This window comes from Microbacterium sp. LWO13-1.2 (assembly GCF_038397725.1).
Lineage (GTDB): Bacteria > Actinomycetota > Actinomycetes > Actinomycetales > Microbacteriaceae > Microbacterium.
Map to the genome: position 1 here is coordinate 2,852,599 of NZ_CP151634.1, position 18,391 is coordinate 2,870,989.

The 18,391-nt window shown below is 67.3% G+C and carries 17 protein-coding genes; 8 read left to right on the forward strand and 9 right to left on the reverse strand.

What is annotated here, in order from left to right; genetic code table 11:
• Positions 1-3: 3 nt before the first annotated feature.
• The 5 genes from MRBLWO13_RS13560 to tkt are packed head-to-tail and all read right to left on the reverse strand — an operon-like array spanning position 4 to position 7,330.
• Positions 4-939 carry a glucose-6-phosphate dehydrogenase assembly protein OpcA gene (locus tag MRBLWO13_RS13560; RefSeq protein WP_341974520.1) on the reverse strand — a complete coding sequence of 312 codons (936 nt, stop codon included), beginning with the start codon at positions 937-939 and terminating at the stop codon, positions 4-6.
• Entirely contained in the window at positions 936-2,486 is a 1,551-nt protein-coding gene (gene zwf / locus MRBLWO13_RS13565) for a glucose-6-phosphate dehydrogenase (RefSeq protein WP_341974521.1), read from the reverse strand. The genes MRBLWO13_RS13560 and zwf overlap by 4 nt, the downstream gene beginning before the upstream one ends.
• A 22-nt stretch (positions 2,487-2,508) precedes the next feature.
• A complete protein-coding gene (locus tag MRBLWO13_RS13570; protein WP_341974522.1) occupies positions 2,509-4,116 on the reverse strand; it encodes a glucose-6-phosphate isomerase in 1,608 nt (535 codons plus the stop codon).
• On the reverse strand, positions 4,113-5,225 hold the full coding sequence (gene tal / locus MRBLWO13_RS13575) for a transaldolase (protein WP_341974523.1): 1,113 nt from the start codon (positions 5,223-5,225) through the stop codon (positions 4,113-4,115). Before tal ends, MRBLWO13_RS13570 begins: the two co-directional genes overlap by 4 nt.
• The gene (gene tkt / locus MRBLWO13_RS13580) at positions 5,222-7,330 is read right to left on the reverse strand and encodes a transketolase (RefSeq protein WP_341974524.1); all 2,109 of its coding nucleotides are present in this window, start codon (positions 7,328-7,330) and stop codon (positions 5,222-5,224) included. Before tkt ends, tal begins: the two co-directional genes overlap by 4 nt.
• A gap of 266 nt (positions 7,331-7,596) precedes the next feature.
• Between tkt and MRBLWO13_RS13585 the strand changes: the two genes are divergently transcribed.
• A complete protein-coding gene (locus MRBLWO13_RS13585) occupies positions 7,597-8,502 on the forward strand; it encodes a heme o synthase (protein ID WP_341974525.1) in 906 nt (301 codons plus the stop codon).
• Positions 8,503-8,612: 110 nt separating this feature from the next.
• On the opposite strand, the gene MRBLWO13_RS13590 is transcribed toward MRBLWO13_RS13585, so the two are convergent.
• The 3 genes from MRBLWO13_RS13590 to MRBLWO13_RS13600 form a co-directional block, all read right to left on the reverse strand.
• Positions 8,613-9,290, reverse strand: coding sequence for an HAD family hydrolase (locus MRBLWO13_RS13590; protein ID WP_341974526.1), 678 nt, complete (start codon positions 9,288-9,290; stop codon positions 8,613-8,615).
• A 55-nt stretch (positions 9,291-9,345) separates the two neighbouring features.
• Complete coding sequence (locus tag MRBLWO13_RS13595; protein ID WP_341974527.1) at positions 9,346-9,771, reverse strand: hypothetical protein; 426 nt, start codon at positions 9,769-9,771, stop codon at positions 9,346-9,348.
• 73 nt (positions 9,772-9,844) lie between these two features.
• Entirely contained in the window at positions 9,845-10,963 is a 1,119-nt protein-coding gene (locus tag MRBLWO13_RS13600; RefSeq protein WP_341974528.1) for a COX15/CtaA family protein, read from the reverse strand.
• 233 nt (positions 10,964-11,196) lie between these two features.
• Between MRBLWO13_RS13600 and sufB the strand changes: the two genes are divergently transcribed.
• The 7 genes from sufB to MRBLWO13_RS13635 are packed head-to-tail and all read left to right on the forward strand — an operon-like array spanning position 11,197 to position 17,787.
• Positions 11,197-12,615, forward strand: a complete 1,419-nt coding sequence (gene sufB / locus MRBLWO13_RS13605) for a Fe-S cluster assembly protein SufB (RefSeq protein WP_341974529.1) — start codon at positions 11,197-11,199, stop codon at positions 12,613-12,615.
• Entirely contained in the window at positions 12,616-13,821 is a 1,206-nt protein-coding gene (gene sufD, locus MRBLWO13_RS13610; protein WP_341974530.1) for a Fe-S cluster assembly protein SufD, read from the forward strand.
• Positions 13,818-14,144, forward strand: coding sequence for a non-heme iron oxygenase ferredoxin subunit (locus MRBLWO13_RS13615; RefSeq protein WP_341974531.1), 327 nt, complete (start codon positions 13,818-13,820; stop codon positions 14,142-14,144). The genes sufD and MRBLWO13_RS13615 overlap by 4 nt, the downstream gene beginning before the upstream one ends.
• Positions 14,145-14,915 carry a Fe-S cluster assembly ATPase SufC gene (sufC, locus tag MRBLWO13_RS13620; RefSeq protein WP_341974532.1) on the forward strand — a complete coding sequence of 257 codons (771 nt, stop codon included), beginning with the start codon at positions 14,145-14,147 and terminating at the stop codon, positions 14,913-14,915. It begins immediately after the preceding gene.
• A 9-nt stretch (positions 14,916-14,924) separates the two neighbouring features.
• A complete protein-coding gene (locus MRBLWO13_RS13625) occupies positions 14,925-15,254 on the forward strand; it encodes a metal-sulfur cluster assembly factor (RefSeq protein ID WP_341974533.1) in 330 nt (109 codons plus the stop codon).
• A 2-nt stretch (positions 15,255-15,256) separates the two neighbouring features.
• Positions 15,257-16,411 (forward strand): aminotransferase class I/II-fold pyridoxal phosphate-dependent enzyme, encoded by a 1,155-nt coding sequence (locus tag MRBLWO13_RS13630; RefSeq protein WP_341974534.1) that lies wholly within the window; start codon positions 15,257-15,259, stop codon positions 16,409-16,411.
• The gene (locus MRBLWO13_RS13635) at positions 16,408-17,787 is read left to right on the forward strand and encodes an MFS transporter (protein ID WP_341974535.1); all 1,380 of its coding nucleotides are present in this window, start codon (positions 16,408-16,410) and stop codon (positions 17,785-17,787) included. The genes MRBLWO13_RS13630 and MRBLWO13_RS13635 overlap by 4 nt, the downstream gene beginning before the upstream one ends.
• On the opposite strand, the gene MRBLWO13_RS13640 is transcribed toward MRBLWO13_RS13635, so the two are convergent.
• Entirely contained in the window at positions 17,723-18,319 is a 597-nt protein-coding gene (locus MRBLWO13_RS13640; RefSeq protein WP_341974536.1) for a TetR family transcriptional regulator, read from the reverse strand. The genes MRBLWO13_RS13635 and MRBLWO13_RS13640 overlap by 65 nt on opposite strands.
• Positions 18,320-18,391 lie beyond the last annotated feature (72 nt).

Below are 18,391 nucleotides of genomic sequence, written 5' to 3' on the forward strand. Positions count from 1 at the left end.
AGGTCACTCTCCCGTCTCGGGCGGGCCCAGTTTCTCCCAGCCTTCGGTTATCACTCGACCGTACAGGACATCCGGGTCCAGGCGACGAAGCTCCTCAGCGAGGCACTCGCGGAGCGTGCGGCGCGGCAGGTGCAGGTCATGATTCGGCTGCTCCGGCTGCGTGAGTACGGCGACACCGGGTGTCGGGCGCTCCAGCAGGATGTCTCCGGCAGCACGCGTCAGACGCACGGATTTGATGCCCTCCTGCCAGTGCTCCGGGTCCTCGTACGACCACCGCACCGGGACGTCGAGCGCCATCTGCAGCCACGCGGCGAGCAGGGCGGTCGAAGGCGAAGCGGAGGCTCCGCGCACCTCGACCGCGGTGACGGCGTCGTACGGCGGTTGGTCGAGTACGGCGGCGAGCTGCTCGCGCCAGTGGGTGAGACGCGTCCACGCGAGGTCGGTGTCGCCCGGCGCGTGGGTCTCGCCGAGTCGGGCGAGACGATCGCGCACGTCGGATGCCGTGGCGGCATCCGTGATCCGACGCTGGGCGATCTTGCCGAGCGGGGATTGCGCTGGTGCCAGCGGTGCTTCCTCCGGCCACCAGGCGACGACCGGCGCATCGGGAAGAAGCAGTCCGGTGATGAGGCTCTCTTCGTTGCTGGCGGCGTCGCCGAATGCGCGGAGCACCACGACCTCACTGGCTCCGGCGTCGCCGCCGACGCGGATCTGCGCGTCCAGACGGGACTCTCCCGAACCGGTGGTGAGGACGATGACGCGCATCGGGTGCTCGCGAGAAGCGTCGTTGGCAGCGTCGATCGCGGCCTCGGCTACGCCGTTGCGTGCCGCGATGACGAGGGTGAGCACGCGACCGAGGGCGACTGCGCCGCCCTCTTCGCGCGTCTTGACGAGCTGCTTCGCGACCTGGCTGACGGTCGTATCGGGAAGGTCGATGATCACGGGCGTCTCCAGACTCGTCCGTCGCGGGCCAGCAGGGCATCGGCGGATGCCGGACCCCACGAACCGGGCGCGTACTGCTCCACCGGACCGCCTTCGGCGGCCCAGAACTTCTCCACCGGGTCGAGGATCTTCCAGGAGAGCTCGACCTCTTCGTGCCGGGGGAACAGCGGCGGGTCGCCCAGCAGGACGTCGAGGATCAGACGCTCGTACGCCTCCGGGCTCGCCTCGGTGAAGGCGTGGCCGTATCCGAAGTCCATCGTCACGTCGCGCACGTTGGTGCCGTTGCCCGGCACCTTGGATCCGAAGCGGATCGTGACGCCCTCGTCGGGCTGCACCCGGATCACGAGCGCGTTCTGCCCGAGCTCGGAGGCGTTGCTGCGACCGAAAAGGTGTTCGGGCGCCCGCTTGAAGACGACGGCGACCTCGGTCACGCGTCGGCCGAGACGCTTGCCGGTGCGCAGGTAGAACGGCACGCCGGCCCAGCGGCGCGTGTCGATCTCCAGCTTGATCGCGGCGTACGTCTCGGTGGCCGACTCGGGGTTCATGCCGTCCTCGTCGAGGAAGCCGGTGACCTGCTCGCCACCCTGCCAGCCGCCGGCGTACTGGCCGCGGGCTGTCGCGAGCGACAGATCCTCCGGCACGTGGACGGCCGCGAGGACCTTCTCCTTCTCCGCCCGCAGGTGCTCGGCGGACAGGCTGATCGGCTCTTCCATCGCGGTGAGCGCGAGCAGCTGCAGGAGGTGGTTCTGGATGACGTCGCGCGCGGCGCCCACGCCGTCGTAGTAGCCGGCACGACCACCCACGCCGATGTCCTCGGCCATGGTGATCTGCACGTGGTCGACGTAGTTGCGATTCCAGATCGGTTCGTACAGCTCGTTCGCGAAGCGCAGCGCCAGGATGTTCTGCACCGTCTCCTTGCCGAGGTAGTGGTCGATGCGGAAGATCGAGTCCGCCGAGAACGCGACCTCGAGTGCGTCGTTCAACTCTCGTGCCGACTCGAGGTCGTGCCCGAACGGCTTCTCGATGACGACGCGTCGCCAGCACTGGTCGTCGTCATCCTCGTCGCCGACGAGCCCGGAGTCCTTGAGCTGCTTGGCGACGACGGGGAACGCCTTCGGCGGGATGGACAGGTAGAACGCGTGGTTGCCCATCGTGCCGCGTTCGACATCGAGGTGGTCCACGGTCTCGCGGAGCTTGCGGAACGACTCCGGGTTGTCGAACTCCCCGGAGACGAACCGGATGCCCTGAAGCAGCTGCGTCCACGTTTCTTCGCGGAACGGCGTGCGCGCATACTGCTTGACCGCGTCGTACACGACCTGCGCGAAGTCCTGGTCCTCCCAGTCGCGGCGGGCGAAGCCGACCAGCGCGAATCCCGGCGGGAGCAGGCCGCGATTGGCGAGGTCGTAGACCGCGGGCATGAGCTTCTTGCGCGACAGGTCGCCGGTCACGCCGAAGATCACGAGGGCGCTGGGCCCGGCAATCCGGTTGAGTCGACGATCATCGGGGTCGCGCAGCGGATTGTGCCCGCGCGAGATGGGAACAGTCATGAGTGGGGGATTCTCCTGCTGACTACTTCTGGGCGGCTTCGAAGAGGGCGAGCACGTCGGCCGAGGAGTCCGTGATCGTGAGGGACACGACCGGGCGGCCGTGTTCGGCGAGGACAGCGGCGTCACCGGCGGCCTGGGCCTCGATGAGCTGTCCGAAGGTGAACGGTCGCTCCGGGATCTCCAGGTCGACGTCGGTGCGCTCCAGGATCTGCAGGAACACACCCTGGGCAGGCCCGCCCTTGTGGTACTGACCGGTGGAGTGCAGGAACCGCGGTCCCCAGCCGAAGGTGGTCGGGCGACCGGAATCGGCGGCGACCAGCTCGCGCAGACCCTGCAGCTGCGGCACGTCGAGACGATTGACGTAGGCCTGGATCGACACGTAGCCGTCAGCGGGCAGCTGCGCCCAGAGAGCATCGAGCACGCCCTCCACCGTTCCGGAAGCCGCGAGAGCCGGGTCGGACACCCGTACCTCGACGCCGTTCTCGACGAACACGGCAGCCGTCTGCTCAGGTCGCGCGTCCAGCAGGCCGCGTGCGGCGATCTTCGCCGACTCGACATCCGGCTGATCGAACGGGTCGATTCCGAGCAGAATGCCGGCGATCGCGGTGGCGAACTCCCAGACGATGAACTGCGCGCCCAGCGTGCCGCTGACGAGGATCTCGCCCGGGTGGCGCTCGTGCAGATGGAACTCGTTCGCATCGTCGACGAGCCTGACGATCTGCAGGTCGTTAGGCAGCGCGTCGAGCTCCGGCGAGACCGGCAGCAGGACGACCGGGAGGATGCCGGTGCCGCGCTTACCCGTGGATTCGGCGATCAGCTGCTCGATCCAGTCGGGCAGCCCGTTGATGTGCGTGCCGTCCGTGACCAGGCCGAGCTTGTCGCGGCGCGGGCTGGTGCCGGCGATCGCCGCTGCGAGGCGCAGCGCCGGGTTGTCGGCGGAGTCGACGGCGACTTCGAGCAGAGACGCTTCTGCTTCGTTCAACAGCTCGTCGACGTCGACGCCGGCGAGACCGCTCGGAACGAGGCCGAATGCCGTCAGTGCGGAGTAGCGGCCGCCGACGTTCGGGTCGGCGTTGAACACGCGGTAGCCGGCCTCGCGAGCCGAGGCATCCAGCGGCGAGCCGGGGTCGGTGACGACCACGATGCGCTCGGCCGGGTCGATGCCGAGATCGCGGAACGCGGCCTCGAAGGTGCGGCGCTGCGAATCGGTCTCGACCGTGGAGCCGGACTTCGACGAGACGACGAGCACGGTGTTCTCCACGCCCTCATCGAGCGCGGCCAGGACCTGCCCTGGCGCCGTCGAGTCGAGGATCGTGAGGGGGACTCCCGCCGTCTGCGCGATGACCTCCGGCGCGAGCGACGATCCGCCCATGCCGGCGAGGACGACGCGGTTCACGCCCTTGGCAGCCAGTTCGCCGCGCAGGGCGACGATCTCGGCGACCAGCGGGCGGGAGATTGAGACGGCTTCCACCCAGCCCAGACGGACGGCTGCCTCTGCCTCGGCATCCGGACCCCACAGACTCGCGTCGCCGCCGGTGAGGCGCGAAGCGATCAGGTCACGGACGAGGCCGGGGACGACCTCGTCGATCGCTGTCCGGGGTGCCCCGGACGTGTGGATCGAGAAGGTCATCGCTGGGCTTCCAGGCCCTCGGAGACCTGGGCCAGAAGGTCGTGCCACGAGTCGATGAACTTCGCGACGCCCTCGTCCTCGAGCACCTGGGTGACGTCGTCGAAGTCGACGCCGAGCGAGGCGAGTCCGGCGAAGACCTCACGGGCCTCGTCGTAGCCGCCGGTGATCGTGTCACCGACGATGACGCCGTGGTCGAAGGTCGCCTCGAGGGTCTTCTCCGGCATCGTGTTGACGACGCCCTGCGCCACGAGCTCGGTGACGTACAGGGTGTCCGGCAGTGCCGGGTCCTTCACACCGGTCGACGCCCACAGGGGACGCTGCGGGTTGGCGCCGGCATCCAGGAGAGCCTGGGCGCGGTCACCGGCGAACGTCTGCTCGTAGAGCTCGTAGGCGAGGCGTGCGTTGGCAAGACCGGCCTTGTTCTTCAGCGCCAGGGCGGCATCCGACCCGATAGCGGTGAGACGCTTGTCGGTCTCGGTGTCGACGCGCGAGACGAAGAACGATGCGACGGAGTGGATGGTCGACAGGTCGATGCCGGCTGCCTTGGCGGTCTCCAGACCGGTCAGGTAGGCGTCGATGACCGCGGCGTACCGCTCCAGGCTGAAGATCAGCGTCACGTTGACACTGATGCCCGCCCCGATCGCGTCGGCGATCGCGGGAAGGCCGGCCTTCGTCGCGGGGATCTTGACCAGCAGGTTCGGGCGATCGACCTTCGCCCACAGCTCCTTGGCCTGAGCCACGGTGCCGGCGGTGTCGTGCGCCAAGTCGGGGGAGACCTCGATCGAGACGCGTCCGTCGACGTGGCCGGAGGCTTCCCACACCGGGCGGAACACGTCGAGTGCCGCGGCGACATCCTGCGTGGTGGCCGCGAACACGGCCTCCTCGGCAGTGGCGCCGGATGCGGCGAGCTCGGTCACCTGAGCGTCGTAGGAGGTGTCGTTCTTGTCGGTGATCGCGTTCGCAAAGATCGTCGGGTTCGTCGTGACGCCGACGACGTTGCGCGAGGCGATCAGGTCGGCGAGATTCCCGGAGGCGATGCGAGTGCGGGAGAGGTCGTCGAGCCAGATGCTGACGCCGGCGGCGGCGAGGTCTGCGGTGGGGGTGCTCATGCGTTCTCCTTGATGTTTGCGGCGATGGTCTCACGGGCTGCGGCGATGACGGCCTCAGTGGTGATGCCGAACTTCTCGAACAGGGTCTTGTAGTCGGCGGAGGCGCCGAAGTGGTCGATGCCGACGGAGCGTCCACGGTCTCCGACGATGCCGCGCCAGCTGAGCACGGAACCCGCCTCGACCGACACGCGAGCCGTCACCGATGCCGGGAGCACGCTCTCGCGGTACGCCTCATCCTGTTCGTCGAACCATTCCAGAGACGGAGCGGACACGACGCGGACGTTCACGCCCTCCGCGGCCAGCGCGGTGCGTGCGTTGACGGCGAGCTGGACCTCGGAGCCGGTGGCGATGATGATGACGTCAGGAGTGCCGTTCGGTGCCTCGGCGAGGACATAAGCACCCTTGACGGCGTTGGATGCCGCGGCGAAGGTCTCGCCGGTGGCTGCACCGTTGCCGCGCTCGAAGACCGGGATGTTCTGACGCGTGAGCGCGATGCCCGAGGGCCCCGCCTGACGGCGCAGCATCTCGAGCCAGGTGACCGAGGTCTCATTGGCGTCGGCCGGGCGGACGACCGTGAAGTTCGGGATGGCGCGAAGAGTCGCGATCTGCTCGACCGGCTGGTGCGTTGGGCCGTCCTCGCCGAGCGCGACCGAGTCGTGCGTCCAGACGAAGATGCTCGGCACGTTCATCAGAGCCGCGAGGCGCACCGCCGGGCGCATGTAGTCGCTGAAGATGAGGAACGTACCCCCGAAGGCGCGGGTCGGACCGTGCAGCACGATGCCGTTGATGATCGCGCCCATCGCGTGCTCGCGGATGCCGAAATGCAGCACCCGGCCGTACGGGGAGCCGGACCACTCGTGGGTCGACCACTCCGCAGGGATGAAGGACTTCGAGTCCTTGATCGTGGTGAGGTTCGACTCGGCGAGATCCGCCGATCCACCCCACAGCTCGGGGAGCTGAGCGGCGAGGGCGTTGATGACCTGGCCGGATGCGGCGCGAGTGGAGACGTCCTTGCCCGCCTCGAACACCGGCAGCGCCGAGGAGATGTCGGTGGGCAGCTCGCCCGCCTCCAGGCGGTCCAGCAGTGCCTTGCGCTCGGGGTTCGCAGCGGCCCAGGCGTCGAACGACTCCTCCCAGGCGGCGCGAGCCTCGGTGGCACGGGCGGCGAGACCGCGAGTGTGCGCGATCACGTCATCGGCGACGGCGAAATGCTCTTCGGGGTTGAAGCCGAGCACCTTCTTGGTGGCGGCGAGTTCGTCGGCGCCGAGAGCGGAGCCGTGGATCTTGCCGGAGTTCTGCTTGCCGGGCGACGGCCATCCGATGATCGTCTTCAGGATGATCAGCGACGGCTTGTCGCTCTCGCCCTTGGCTGCCTCGATCGCCGCGAACAGTTCGGCGACGTCTTCGACGTACTCGCCGGTCTTCTTCCAGTCGACGACCTGGACCTGCCAGCCGTACGACTCGTAGCGCTTCGCGACGTCCTCGGTGAAGGCGACGTTCGTGTCGTCCTCGATCGAGATCTGGTTGGAGTCGTAGATCGCGATGAGGTTGCCGAGCTGCTGGTGACCCGCGAGCGACGAAGCCTCGCTGGTGATGCCCTCCTGCAGGTCGCCGTCGCCGGCGATCACGTAGATGAAGTGGTCGAACGGGCTGGTGCCGGCTGCGGCCTCCGGGTCGAACAGACCGCGCTCGTACCGTGCGGCATAGGCGAAGCCCACGGCCGAGGCGAGACCCTGGCCGAGCGGACCCGTCGTGATCTCGACGCCCTTGGTGTGCCCGTACTCCGGGTGACCGGGAGTGAGCGAACCCCAGGTGCGCAGCGACTTGAGATCGTCGAGCTCGAGACCGAAGCCGCCGAGGTAGAGCTCGACGTACTGGGTGAGGGAGGAGTGACCGGCCGAGAGGATGAATCGATCGCGGCCGAGCCAGTCGGTGTCGCTCGGGTCGTGGCGCAGCACGCGCTGGTACAGCAGGTACGCCGCAGGTGCCAGGCTCATCGCGGTGCCGGGGTGGCCGTTTCCGACTTTCTCCACGGCGTCCGCGGCCAGGAGTCGCGCGGTATCCACCGCGCGCCGATCGATCTCATCCCACTGCAATTCCGACACGATGAAGCCCTTCTCCAACAGTTCGAGAGCGCCCGGAAAGCAGAATCGCGGTCCGCATCGTTACGGAGGAGGTGTCATGAGCGCCGGGCGCGCGAGTGGTTTCAGCATAGCGCTGTGCGTCGTTGCGTTACCCCGTCTTACGACGCTTCACAACGATGGAAAGCGCAATGTGAGACGGGTGGCTCGAGGCGGGAAGCGGCCGCCGCGTGCCCTAGACTGAAAGGGCTGTCGTGACGTGTGCGGAGGAGGCGATCGAGATCTCGACGATGTCTGATCAGACCGTGGTGAAGCAGTCCTTCGGTCGCACCGTCAGGGCCTACGTCGCCCTGACCAAGCCGCGTGTGCTCGAGCTGTTGCTGGTCTCCACCGTGCCGGTGATGTTCCTCGCACAGGGCGGACTGCCGAACATGTGGCTCGTGCTCGCCACCGTGATCGGCGGCTCGATGAGCGCCGGATCCGCAGCGGCATTCAATATGTATCTCGATCGCGACATCGACGCGCACATGCATCGCACCGAGAACCGTCCGCTCGTGACCGGCGAGATCTCGCCGCGCGGCGCACTGATCTTCTCGTGGACGCTCGCCGTCGCATCCACCGTCTGGCTCCTGCTCACGACCAACTGGCTCGCGGCGACGCTCTCGGCCGTGGCGATCTTCTTCTATGTCGTCATCTACACGATGATCCTCAAGCGCCGCACCGAGCAGAACATCGTCTGGGGCGGGATCGCCGGCTGCTTCCCTGTCCTCATCGGCTGGTCGGCGGTGACCGGATCTCTGGACTGGCCGGCGTTCGTGCTGTTCCTGCTGATCTTCCTGTGGACGCCGCCGCACTACTGGCCGCTGTCGATGAAGTACAAGGATGACTACGAAGACGTCGACGTCCCGATGCTCGGGGTGACGCGCAACGCTTCGCAGGTCGGGCTGCAGGTCATCCTCTACGCATGGGCGACGGTCGCCTGTTCGCTGCTCCTCGTGCCGATCGCTGACATGGGGCTGGTGTACACCGTCTCGGCGCTGGTGTTCGGCGGCTGGTTCATCTACGAGTCGCACCGTCTCTACAACCGGGCAGTGCACGGGACCGAGCCGCGCCCGATGCGCGTCTTCCATGCCTCGATCACGTACCTGACGTTGATCTTCGTTGCCGTCGCGATCGACCCGCTGCTCCCGTTCTGACCCCCTGCGCTCGCATCGACTTCGCAGATCTGCGTCTCCTTCGCAGGGATTCCCGCGATTCCTGCGAAGAAGTTGCTGTTCTGCGAAGAACCCGCTGAACAGGACCCCGGTCAGCGACTGAATGCGACGTCGTCGAGCGTCTGCACGCGATCGGGAGCGGTGTCATGGCGCCCGTTGCGATCGAGCAGCACGGCGCGCATCCCGGACGTCAGCGCTCCCTCGTAGTCGGCCTCATACGAATCACCGATCATGAGTGATACGCGCGGTACGACGCCGAGCTGCTCGAGAACGGTGGCACAGGCGCGCGGATCGGGCTTTCCCGCCGGCAGATCGGAGGAGCAGACGATCAGGTCGATCTCCGCGTCCAGCGCGAATCTGTCAAGCTTCTGCAACTGCTGGGTGCGGTCGCCGTTCGTGAGTACGGCCACCGCCAGCCCGGCGTCTCTCGCCCGACGTAGAGCCGGGATCGCGTCGTCGAACAACCGCCACCCGGCCTCGTAGCGGCCGAGATAGCCCTCGAAGACGGCGGATGCCTCAGCATCCGTCATCGCCTGTCCCAGGAACTCCCGTACGCGTTCCTGGCGCTGGCCCTGGAAGCTGATCGCGCGCGCCTGCCATCGGCGATAGTGCTTGGTGGCGATCCGCCGCCAGCGCTCGGCGACATCGTCATCTCGGATGCCGTGATCCGCCGCCCAGGCGATGGATGCCGCATCCGCTGCGGACTCCTGATCGAGGAGCGTCCCGTCCAGGTCGAAGACGGCTGCGGCGAGCGGGGCGAGAGCTGTCACGCGCCTCAGACTAGCGTCGGGGCCGGGCGGCGCCTGTCCGGCGCCGCCCGTCGGATCATCGGGCGACAGCCGACTCTGCGACCGGGGCCGATTCGGTCTCGGTATCGTCTGCGGGATCTGCGGTCTCCGCAGCGCCGTCCGTGTTTTCGTCGGCATCGGCTTCAGGCTCGGAAGCCACGTCGGCGGGTGCAGCGACGTCGACGACTTCAGTGACCGGTGCCTGAGCAGGCAGCAGCGCCTTCGCCGCGGCCAGTACCAGCGCGAGCAGGATGCCGATCACTCCGGCTCCGAGCAGAGCGGCGCCCACGAGGACGATCGACGGTCCGACGTAGACCTCGACGTTCGTCGCTGTGCCATCGAGCAGCCTCGTGGTCATCGTGCCGATCTGCCCGGTGATGAGCCAAGCGCCGATCGCGGCAGAAGCGACGGAGAGGATCAGAAGAAGCCAATAGGCGAGGTTGCGCGTCAGTGATGTGTTCATGACAGCGAGCCTGGCCGACGCTCTGATGTGTCGCGCGTGTGCCGGCTATGTGCCGGCTATGCATCGGATCGTGTTACGCGGCGTCGACCGCCGCTGGTCGCTTGAGACGCAGTACCACGACCGTGTAGGCGGCAGCGGACAGCGACGCGAGCACCATGTGGATGCCCACGAGCAGCGGTGGCAGTCCGTCGCGCGCCTGCCACACGCCGACGCCGACCTGCACCGCGATCGCGATGACGAGCACCAGAAGCCAGCGGCGCGGCTCGAGGCGAAGGACCCACGCGGAGATCGTCAGCACTGTCACCAGCCCGGCCAGGATGTACCCGGGCCAGGAGTGCACATGGGCGAGCACCGTCGCATCGAAGCCGTGGCGCAGTACATCGGCGTCGCCGGAGTGCGGGCCGGACGCGGTGGTGAGAACGCCGAAGAGGATCGTCATCGCCAGCGCGAGCCCGGTCACGTGGCTGAGCACGGCGAACCAGATCGGCACTGCTCGTTCTCGGGGACCCGGGGTCGCGTACATCCGCACCAGGAACGCGGCCGTCGCGCAGACGAGCAGCAACGAGGAGGTGTAGTGGAAGCCGACGATGAACGGATTCAGGCCTGTGAGCACCGTGATGCCGCCGACGAACGCCTGGGCGACCACGCCGACGGCCGTGATCCACGCCAAGGCCACGAGATCGCGTCGTCTTGTCGTGGTGCGGATCGAGAACACCGCCGCCGCGATGCATACGAGAAGAAGAGTGGCGGATGCGGCAGGGAAGGCGGGGAGGTTCAGGGGCGAAGCGATGGCGTAGACCGCGCCGGCGGCGACAAGCCCTCCCGCGGCGAACCACAGCGCGGTGTTGAGGGGGCGCTTTCCGCCGACCGCCTGCAGCACGTAGAGGACGACGGCCACAGCGAGGAGCCCCACGACACCGGTCATCGTGCGGTTGCCGAATTCGATCACCCCGTGGATGCCCTGCTCCGGAGTGGGGACGAGCGAGTCGGGGGTGCACAGCGGCCACTCCGAGCACCCGAGCCCTGAGCCGGTGAGTCGCACAGCGCCGCCGGTGCCGATGATGATGACCTCGGTGAGGAACGACAACCATGCGAGGACCCGGATTGTCCTGCTGAACGGCACGTGACCGGGTACGGAGTGCGCATCCCGGCTCGTTGCGTCCGTGGCACGGGGGGTCGTGGTCTCGGGCATAAGTCCTCCGGACCGCGGTGGACGTTACGGGGCACGGCCCGGCGTCCAGGCGGAACCTGTAGAATCGGATTGTTGTGATGAGCGCTGACCGCGCTGAAGCATCGTCAACAGTTTAGGCGCGATGGATGCGCCGGTGATGAGGGCCCACCAGCGGCACCAGCTCCCGCAGACTCGACGGGGATCAGGTGTGCCGGGGCGGATGACACCGTTGGGACCTAAGAGGAGAGTGTGTGATGTCGGATGTTCTGATCGACCGCCCGGAGCTTGACGGTCTGGGGGTGTACGAGTTCGGATGGCACGACGCGGACGCCGCGGGTGCCATTGCGAAACGCGGAATCTCCGAAGAGGTCGTCCGCGGGATCTCGGGGCTCAAGAACGAGCCCGAGTGGATGCTGAAGACCCGCCTGAAGGGCTATCAGCTCTTCGGCCGCAAGCCGATGCCGACCTGGGGCGCCGACCTCAGCGAGATCGACTTCGACAACATCAAGTACTTCGTCCGCTCGACGGAGAAGCAGGCGCAGTCCTGGGAAGATCTTCCGGCAGAGATCCGCGAGACCTACGAGCGTCTCGGCATTCCGGAGGCCGAGCGTCAGCGTCTCGTCGCCGGCGTCGCCGCGCAGTACGAGTCCGAGGTCGTCTACCACCAGATCCGCGAGGATCTGGAGCAGCAGGGCGTCATCTTCATGGACACCGACACCGCTCTCCGTGAGCACCCCGAATTCTTCGAGGAGTACTTCGGCAGCGTGATCCCGGCCGGCGACAACAAGTTCGCCGCCTTGAACACGGCCGTCTGGTCGGGCGGCTCCTTCGTGTACGTGCCCAAGGGCGTTCACGTCGAGATCCCGCTGCAGGCGTACTTCCGGATCAACACCGAGAACATGGGCCAGTTCGAGCGGACCCTGATCATCGCCGACGAGGACAGCTACGTCCACTACATCGAGGGCTGCACCGCCCCGATCTACAAGTCGGACTCTCTGCACTCGGCCGTCGTCGAGATCATCGTGAAGAAGAACGCCCGCGTTCGCTACACGACGATCCAGAACTGGTCGAACAACGTCTACAACCTCGTCACCAAGCGTGCGGTCGCCCACGAGGGCGCCACCATGGAATGGGTCGACGGCAACATCGGCTCCAAGGTGACGATGAAGTACCCGTCGATCTACCTCATGGGCGAGCACGCCAAGGGCGAGACGCTGTCTGTCGCCTTCGCAGGCCCCGGCCAGCACCAGGATGCCGGCGCGAAGATGATCCACATGGCTCCGTACACGCAGTCGTCGATCGTCTCGAAGTCGATCGCCCGTGGCGGCGGTCGTGCCGGGTACCGCGGTGAGGTGCGAGTGGACGCCAATGCGCACCACTCCGCGAACACCGTGCGGTGTGACGCGCTCCTGATCGACACCAAGTCGCGCTCCGACACCTACCCGGCGATCGACATCCGCGTCGACGACGTGCAGCTCGGTCACGAGGCGACGGTCTCGAAGGTCAGCGAAGAGCAGCTGTTCTATCTGCAGTCCCGGGGCATGCCCGAGGACGAGGCGATGGCGATGATCGTGCGCGGCTTCATCGAGCCGATCGCACGCGAGCTGCCGATGGAGTACGCGATGGAACTGAACAAGCTCATCGAGATGGGCATGGAAGGCAGTGTCGGCTAGATGACGGCTCCGACGACAGCGCCCGCTGAGGCGCAGCACACGAACGCGCACGTGGACCCGGCAGCTCAGGTCTTCGCTACGGGATTCGTTCCTGTGCAGACCAGATCCGAGCGTCCGCATTCGTTCGAACCGGCGGACTTCGGTGCGCCCAGCGGCCGCGAGGTCAACTGGAAGCACACTCCGGTCGCCCGACTCACGTCGCTGTTCGCCGTCGCGGACGAGAACGACGGCGTGAGCTACGACTTCGGTTCGGCGGAGCAGTACGTCTCCGATCCGCTCGCCGCCGGCACCGCGCCTCGAGGCGATTTCTTCCGCCCGGAAGACATCGTCTCGGCTGTGGCGTGGCAGGGTTCGCCTCAGGCGATGCACATTCGCATCCCGAGCGAGGTCGAGGTCGCCGAGCCTCTTCTCGTCACGATCACCGGCCACGGCGCCGAGCGTCGCGCTGACGCCCACATCGTGATCGAGGCGATGCCGCACAGCTCCGCAACGGTCGTCCTGCAGCACACCGGTTCTGCGCAGTACGCGCAGAACGTCGAGATCATCGCCCGTGACGGGTCGAAGCTCACCGTGATCAGCCTGCAGCAGTGGCAGGATGACGCGGTCCACATGGCGTCTCACCAGGCCCGTGTCGATGCCGACGCCACGTTGAAGCACTTCGTGATCACGTTCGGCGGCGGGGTCGTCCGGGTCAACCCGAACATCGAGCTCGCCGGTACCGGCTCGGAGGGGTACCTCAACGGACTCTCCTACGCGGACGCAGGGCAGCACTTCGAGAGCCAGGTCTTCCTTCACCACAAGGGTGCCCACACCACCGGTGACGTGCTCTACAAGGGCGCGTTGCAGGGCGCGGGTGCGCACAGCGTGTGGATCGGTGACGTTCTCATCGGTCCGGACGCGACCGGAACCGACTCCTACGAGGCCAACCGCAACCTGGTGCTCACCGAGGGTGCGCGCGCCGATTCGATCCCGAACCTCGAGATCCAGACCGGTGACATCCAGGGCGCCGGTCACGCGAGTGCCACCGGTCGTTTCGATGACGAGCAGCTTTTCTACCTGCAGGCCCGCGGCATCACCGAGGAAGAGGCGCGGCGGCTCGTCGTGCTCGGCTTCCTCACCGACATCGTGCAGCGCCTCGGCATCCCGGCGCTCGAAGCCGAACTGCTGGCCGCGATCGAGGCTGAACTCGCGGCGGTGACCGCATGAGCGCTCATCGCGTCTGCGCCGTCTCCGAGCTGGAGCAGGACACCCCGATCCGCGTCGAACCCGATGGCGTCCCGATCACCGTGATCAAGGACTCCGAAGGCGTCGTCCACGCGATCGGCGACACCTGCACGCACGGCGAGATCTCGCTCGCCGAGGGCTTCGTCGAGGGTGACACCGTGGAGTGCTGGGCCCATGGCTCGGCGTTCTCGATGCTCACCGGCCGGCCCCAGAACCTCCCTGCGTATGAGCCCGTTCCGGTCTACGTCGTCGAGATCGACGGCGACGACGTGCTCATCGACCCGACTGTGATTAAGGAAGTCTGAATGTCTGTTCTCGAGATCCGCGACCTGTATGTGACGGTCGAGACCGAGGCGGGAACCACCCCGATCCTCAATGGAATCACCCTGACGATGAACACGGGTGAGACCCACGCGATCATGGGGCCGAACGGCTCCGGCAAGTCCACGCTCGCGTACACGATCGCCGGCCACCCCAAGTACACGGTCGCCAGCGGATCCATCACGTTCGACGGCGAGGACGTCCTGGCGATGAGCGTCGACGAGCGCGCACGTGCGGGACTCTTCCTCGCGATGCAGTACCCCGTCGAGATCCCCGGTGTCACGGTGACGAACTTCCTGCGCACCGCCAAGACGGCGCTCGACGGCGAGGCTCCGGCCATCCGCGGCTGGACCAAGGACGTCAAGCAGGCGATGACGAACCTGCGCATGGACCCGAAGTTCGCGCAGCGCAACGTCAACGAGGGCTTCTCCGGTGGCGAGAAGAAGCGTCACGAGATCCTTCAGCTCGAGGTCCTCAAGCCGAAGTTCGCGGTGCTCGACGAGACCGATTCCGGCCTCGACGTCGACGCGCTCAAGATCGTCTCCGAGGGCGTCAACCGTGCCAAGGAGTCGACCGGTCTCGGTGTGCTGCTCATCACGCACTACACGCGCATCCTCCGTTACATCCGTCCCGACTACGTGCACGTCGTCGTCGCTGGGCGCATCGTCGAGGAAGGCGGCCCCGAGCTCGCCGACCGCCTCGAGAACGAGGGATACGACCGTTTCCTCGACCCCGCAGCACCCATCGAGGCGTAGGCTGACCGTATGACCGCGACGCTCACCGATGCGAAGTACGACGAGGTCACCGAGGCTCTCAAGGACGTCATGGACCCCGAGCTCGGGATCAACGTCGTCGACCTGGGACTCATCTACGACCTGGCCTGGGATGACGAGAACGACGCCCTCGTCATCCACATGACGCTGACCAGCGCCGGCTGCCCGCTCACCGATGTGCTTGAGGATCAGACCGCGCAGGCGCTGGACAAGGTCGTCGACCGGTTCCGCATCAACTGGGTCTGGATGCCGCCGTGGGGTCCGGAGAAGATCACCGACGACGGGCGCGACATGATGCGCGCCCTCGGCTTCGCGATCTGAGGATGCTGGAGGTCACAGCGCTCCCGCTGGCCGAGCTCCGCGCACGCACCAGCGAGAAGTGGCGTGAGTACCCCGACGACGTGCTGCCGCTGTTCGTCGCCGAGACGGACTTCCCGCTCGCGCCCGCGATCACCGCCGCACTGCAACGCGCTGTGGCGGCGGGGGACACCGGGTATGTGGCCTCCCGCACCCCGCTCGCCGACTCGTACGCCGCCTTCGCGCGGCGCCGGTTCGGCTGGGATCCGGATCCCGGCCGGATGCGCAGCACAGCCGACGTCAGCATGGGCATCGTCGAGATCCTTCGCCGCGTCGTCGCACCGGGGGAGCGCGTCATCGTCACGACGCCGGTGTACCCGCCGTTCTTCGAGCTCGTGACCGAGGCCGGCGGTGTGGTCGAGCGCGTCCCGCTGCGCGACACCGGGACCGGGTGGGAGCTCGATGTCGACGGCATCCGCTCGGCGCTCGATGACGGCGCACGCGCGATCCTGCTCTGCAATCCGCACAATCCGACCGGCACCGTGCACAGCCGGGATTCTCTCGCCGCTCTCGCTGCTCTCGCCGACGAGTACGGGGTCGCTGTCGTCTCCGATGAGATTCATGCCCCTCTCGTTCAGCCGGGCACCGCGTTCACCCCCTTCCTCTCGGTGAACGATGCCGCTCGACGCGTCGGCTACGCGGTCGTCAGCGCGAGCAAGGCGTTCAACCTCGCCGGGCTCAAGTGCGCTCTGATGGTCACGGCCTCGGAAGAGACCACTGCGATCGTTCGCCGTCTCCCGGTCGAAGTGGAATGGCGCACCGGCCAGTTCGGTCTGCTCGCGGCGGTCGCGGCGTTCTCCGAGGAAAGCGACGTCTGGCTCGACGGACTCCTGCATACGCTCGATCGGAATCGCCGGCTTCTCGCGGATCTTGTGGCCGAGCACCTCCCTGGTGCGCGCTATCGGATCCCGGACGCCGGCTACCTCGCCTGGATCGATCTGACGGCTCTCGGCTGGGGCGACAACCCGGCTCGTCGCATCCTGCAGGACGCGAAGGTCGCTCTGCACTACGGGCCGGCGTTCGGAACCGAGGGTGCAGGGCACGTGCGTCTGAATTTCGGGACCAGCCCCGAGATCATCACCGACGCCATCGAGCGCATCGCGGCGCTCGTCGGCCGGTGAGCGCCACGCAGGTCGCCGCATCGATCTGGGACCGCCAGCGCCTCGGCATCACCGTCGGTTCCGTTGTCCTGATCTTCCTCGCGGCCATCGAGGCGCTCGCAGTGACCACCGTCATGCCGATCGTCAGCGTCGATCTGGACGGGGAGGCCCTGTTCGCTGTCGCCTTCTCCGGCACCCTCGCGACCGGAGTGATCGGCATGGTCGCCGCAGGGGCGTGGAGCGACCGCACGGGCCCTCGGGTGCCGCTGTACACAGCCGTCGTACTGTTCATCATCGGTCTGGTGGTCTCCGGCTTCGCGCCCGACATGTACACCTTCATCGTGGGGCGCCTCATCCAGGGCCTGGGCGCCGGAGGGCAGACCGTGGCGCTCTACGTCGTCGTGGCCAGGGTGTACCCGCCCGAGCTGCACGGCAGGATCTTCGCGGCGTACGCCGCGGCCTGGGTCGTGCCGTCGATGATCGGGCCGTTCTTGGCCGGTGCGGTGGCCGAGTTCCTGCACTGGCGGTGGGCTTTCCTCGGAGTCGCCGTGCTCACGGTGCTCGCGTTCGTCCTCGTCATGGCGCGGCTGCGCAACGTCTCGCTGAGTTCGTCCGATCCGACCGATGAAGCGGCGCAGACCCCGCGCGGGGGATCGATCGGTGTGCGGATGCTGCGCGCCGTGATCGTCGCCGTCGCGGCTGTGGCCGTCGGCTTCGCGGCCGAGGCTCGTCCGGCGATCGGTTGGCCGATCGCGCTCGGAGCGCTCGTCGTCCTCGGTTTCGCGATCCTGCCGCTGCTGCCGCCCGGGGCGTTGCAGGCCAGGCGCGGCCTGCCCAGCGTGATCCTGATGCGGGGTCTCGCGGCGGGGGCATTCTTCGCGGCCGAGGCATATGTGCCGAAGCTCTTGATGGACCGCTTCGAATTCAGCCCGACCTTCGCGGGACTCGCCCTCACCATCGCCGCACTGGCATGGTCGAGCGCTTCCGCGCTGCAGGGGCGCTACGGAGACCGGCTCGGCAGCACCCGCATCGTGGTCATCAGCGTCCCGCTGCTGCTCGTGGCCGTGCTCAGCATTCTCGTCGTCTCCGTCACCGGCGCAATGCCCTGGCTCGCGGTGATCGGCTGGGGTTTTGCCGGCGCGGGCATGGGGTTGCTCTACCCGAGGTTGACGGTGCTCACCCTCGCGTACTCGACGTCCGCGAACGAGGGGTTCAACTCCTCCGCGCTCTCGATTTCGGATTCCACGGGTTCGGCCGTCACGATCGCCCTGGCCGGACTGCTGTTCCTTGCACTTCCATTCGGAGGCTCGGGGTTCCCCGTCGTCTACGTGTTCACGGCTGTGCTGCTGCTGGTCGCCCTGATTCCGGGGCTTCGGCTGGGTGACGGGTCGCGCTGAGAGACTCGAAGGCGCGAATGCCGGCCTCGAAGACGTCGACGGAATGGGCGGTCGGATCAGCGCCATCGGCGTCGATCGCACCGATGCTCTGCGCATGCATGCGTTGCTGCAGGAGCATCGCGTGACCGAGGATGAACTCGAAGGCCGCGTCGGCGAACGGCCCGGCGTCGCCGCCGTTGTCGCCGATTGAGGCCGCAAGCGCCGCCTGTGCGCGTCGGGTGCCCAGGCGAAGCGCGTACGTGCTCATGACGACTTCGGCGCCGTCGCGGTAGGCGAGTAGTGCGTCGCGGATCGCGCGGGCTGTGGGAGCGAGCGCGAGCGAGGGGTCAGGATCAGGGACGGCACTGAGGATGCGGTCGGCGACTGCGGCCAGCAGCTGCTGCTTATTCGGGAAATGCCAGTACAGGGCGCTCGCCTGCACATCGAGTTCGGCCGCGAGACGGCGCATCGACAGGTCGGGAAGTCCGACATCGTCGAGCAGCTGCAGCGCGCAGGCGACGACGCTCTGGCGGTCGTGTCGTGCGGGGCTCATCCCATCAGTATACTGAACGGCGTTCAAGTGAACAGTGTTCAGGTGCTTCGACGGGCTCAGCAACCGAGTCGA

Bases quoted from the DNA above. Each gene is read 5' to 3' on its own strand.
- zwf (WP_341974521.1), bottom strand. From the start codon at position 2,486: ATGACTGTTCCCATCTCGCGCGGGCACAATCCGCTGCGCGACCCCGAT.
- MRBLWO13_RS13570 (WP_341974522.1), bottom strand. From the start codon at position 4,116: ATGACCTTCTCGATCCACACGTCCGGGGCACCCCGGACAGCGATCGAC.
- tal (WP_341974523.1), bottom strand. From the start codon at position 5,225: ATGAGCACCCCCACCGCAGACCTCGCCGCCGCCGGCGTCAGCATCTGG.
- MRBLWO13_RS13585 (WP_341974525.1), top strand. From the start codon at position 7,597: ATGTCTGATCAGACCGTGGTGAAGCAGTCCTTCGGTCGCACCGTCAGG.
- MRBLWO13_RS13595 (WP_341974527.1), bottom strand. From the start codon at position 9,771: ATGAACACATCACTGACGCGCAACCTCGCCTATTGGCTTCTTCTGATC.
- MRBLWO13_RS13600 (WP_341974528.1), bottom strand. From the start codon at position 10,963: ATGCCCGAGACCACGACCCCCCGTGCCACGGACGCAACGAGCCGGGAT.
- sufB (WP_341974529.1), top strand. From the start codon at position 11,197: ATGTCGGATGTTCTGATCGACCGCCCGGAGCTTGACGGTCTGGGGGTG.
- sufD (WP_341974530.1), top strand. From the start codon at position 12,616: ATGACGGCTCCGACGACAGCGCCCGCTGAGGCGCAGCACACGAACGCG.
- MRBLWO13_RS13615 (WP_341974531.1), top strand. From the start codon at position 13,818: ATGAGCGCTCATCGCGTCTGCGCCGTCTCCGAGCTGGAGCAGGACACC.
- sufC (WP_341974532.1), top strand. From the start codon at position 14,145: ATGTCTGTTCTCGAGATCCGCGACCTGTATGTGACGGTCGAGACCGAG.
- MRBLWO13_RS13625 (WP_341974533.1), top strand. From the start codon at position 14,925: ATGACCGCGACGCTCACCGATGCGAAGTACGACGAGGTCACCGAGGCT.
- MRBLWO13_RS13630 (WP_341974534.1), top strand. From the start codon at position 15,257: ATGCTGGAGGTCACAGCGCTCCCGCTGGCCGAGCTCCGCGCACGCACC.
- MRBLWO13_RS13640 (WP_341974536.1), bottom strand. From the start codon at position 18,319: ATGAGCCCCGCACGACACGACCGCCAGAGCGTCGTCGCCTGCGCGCTG.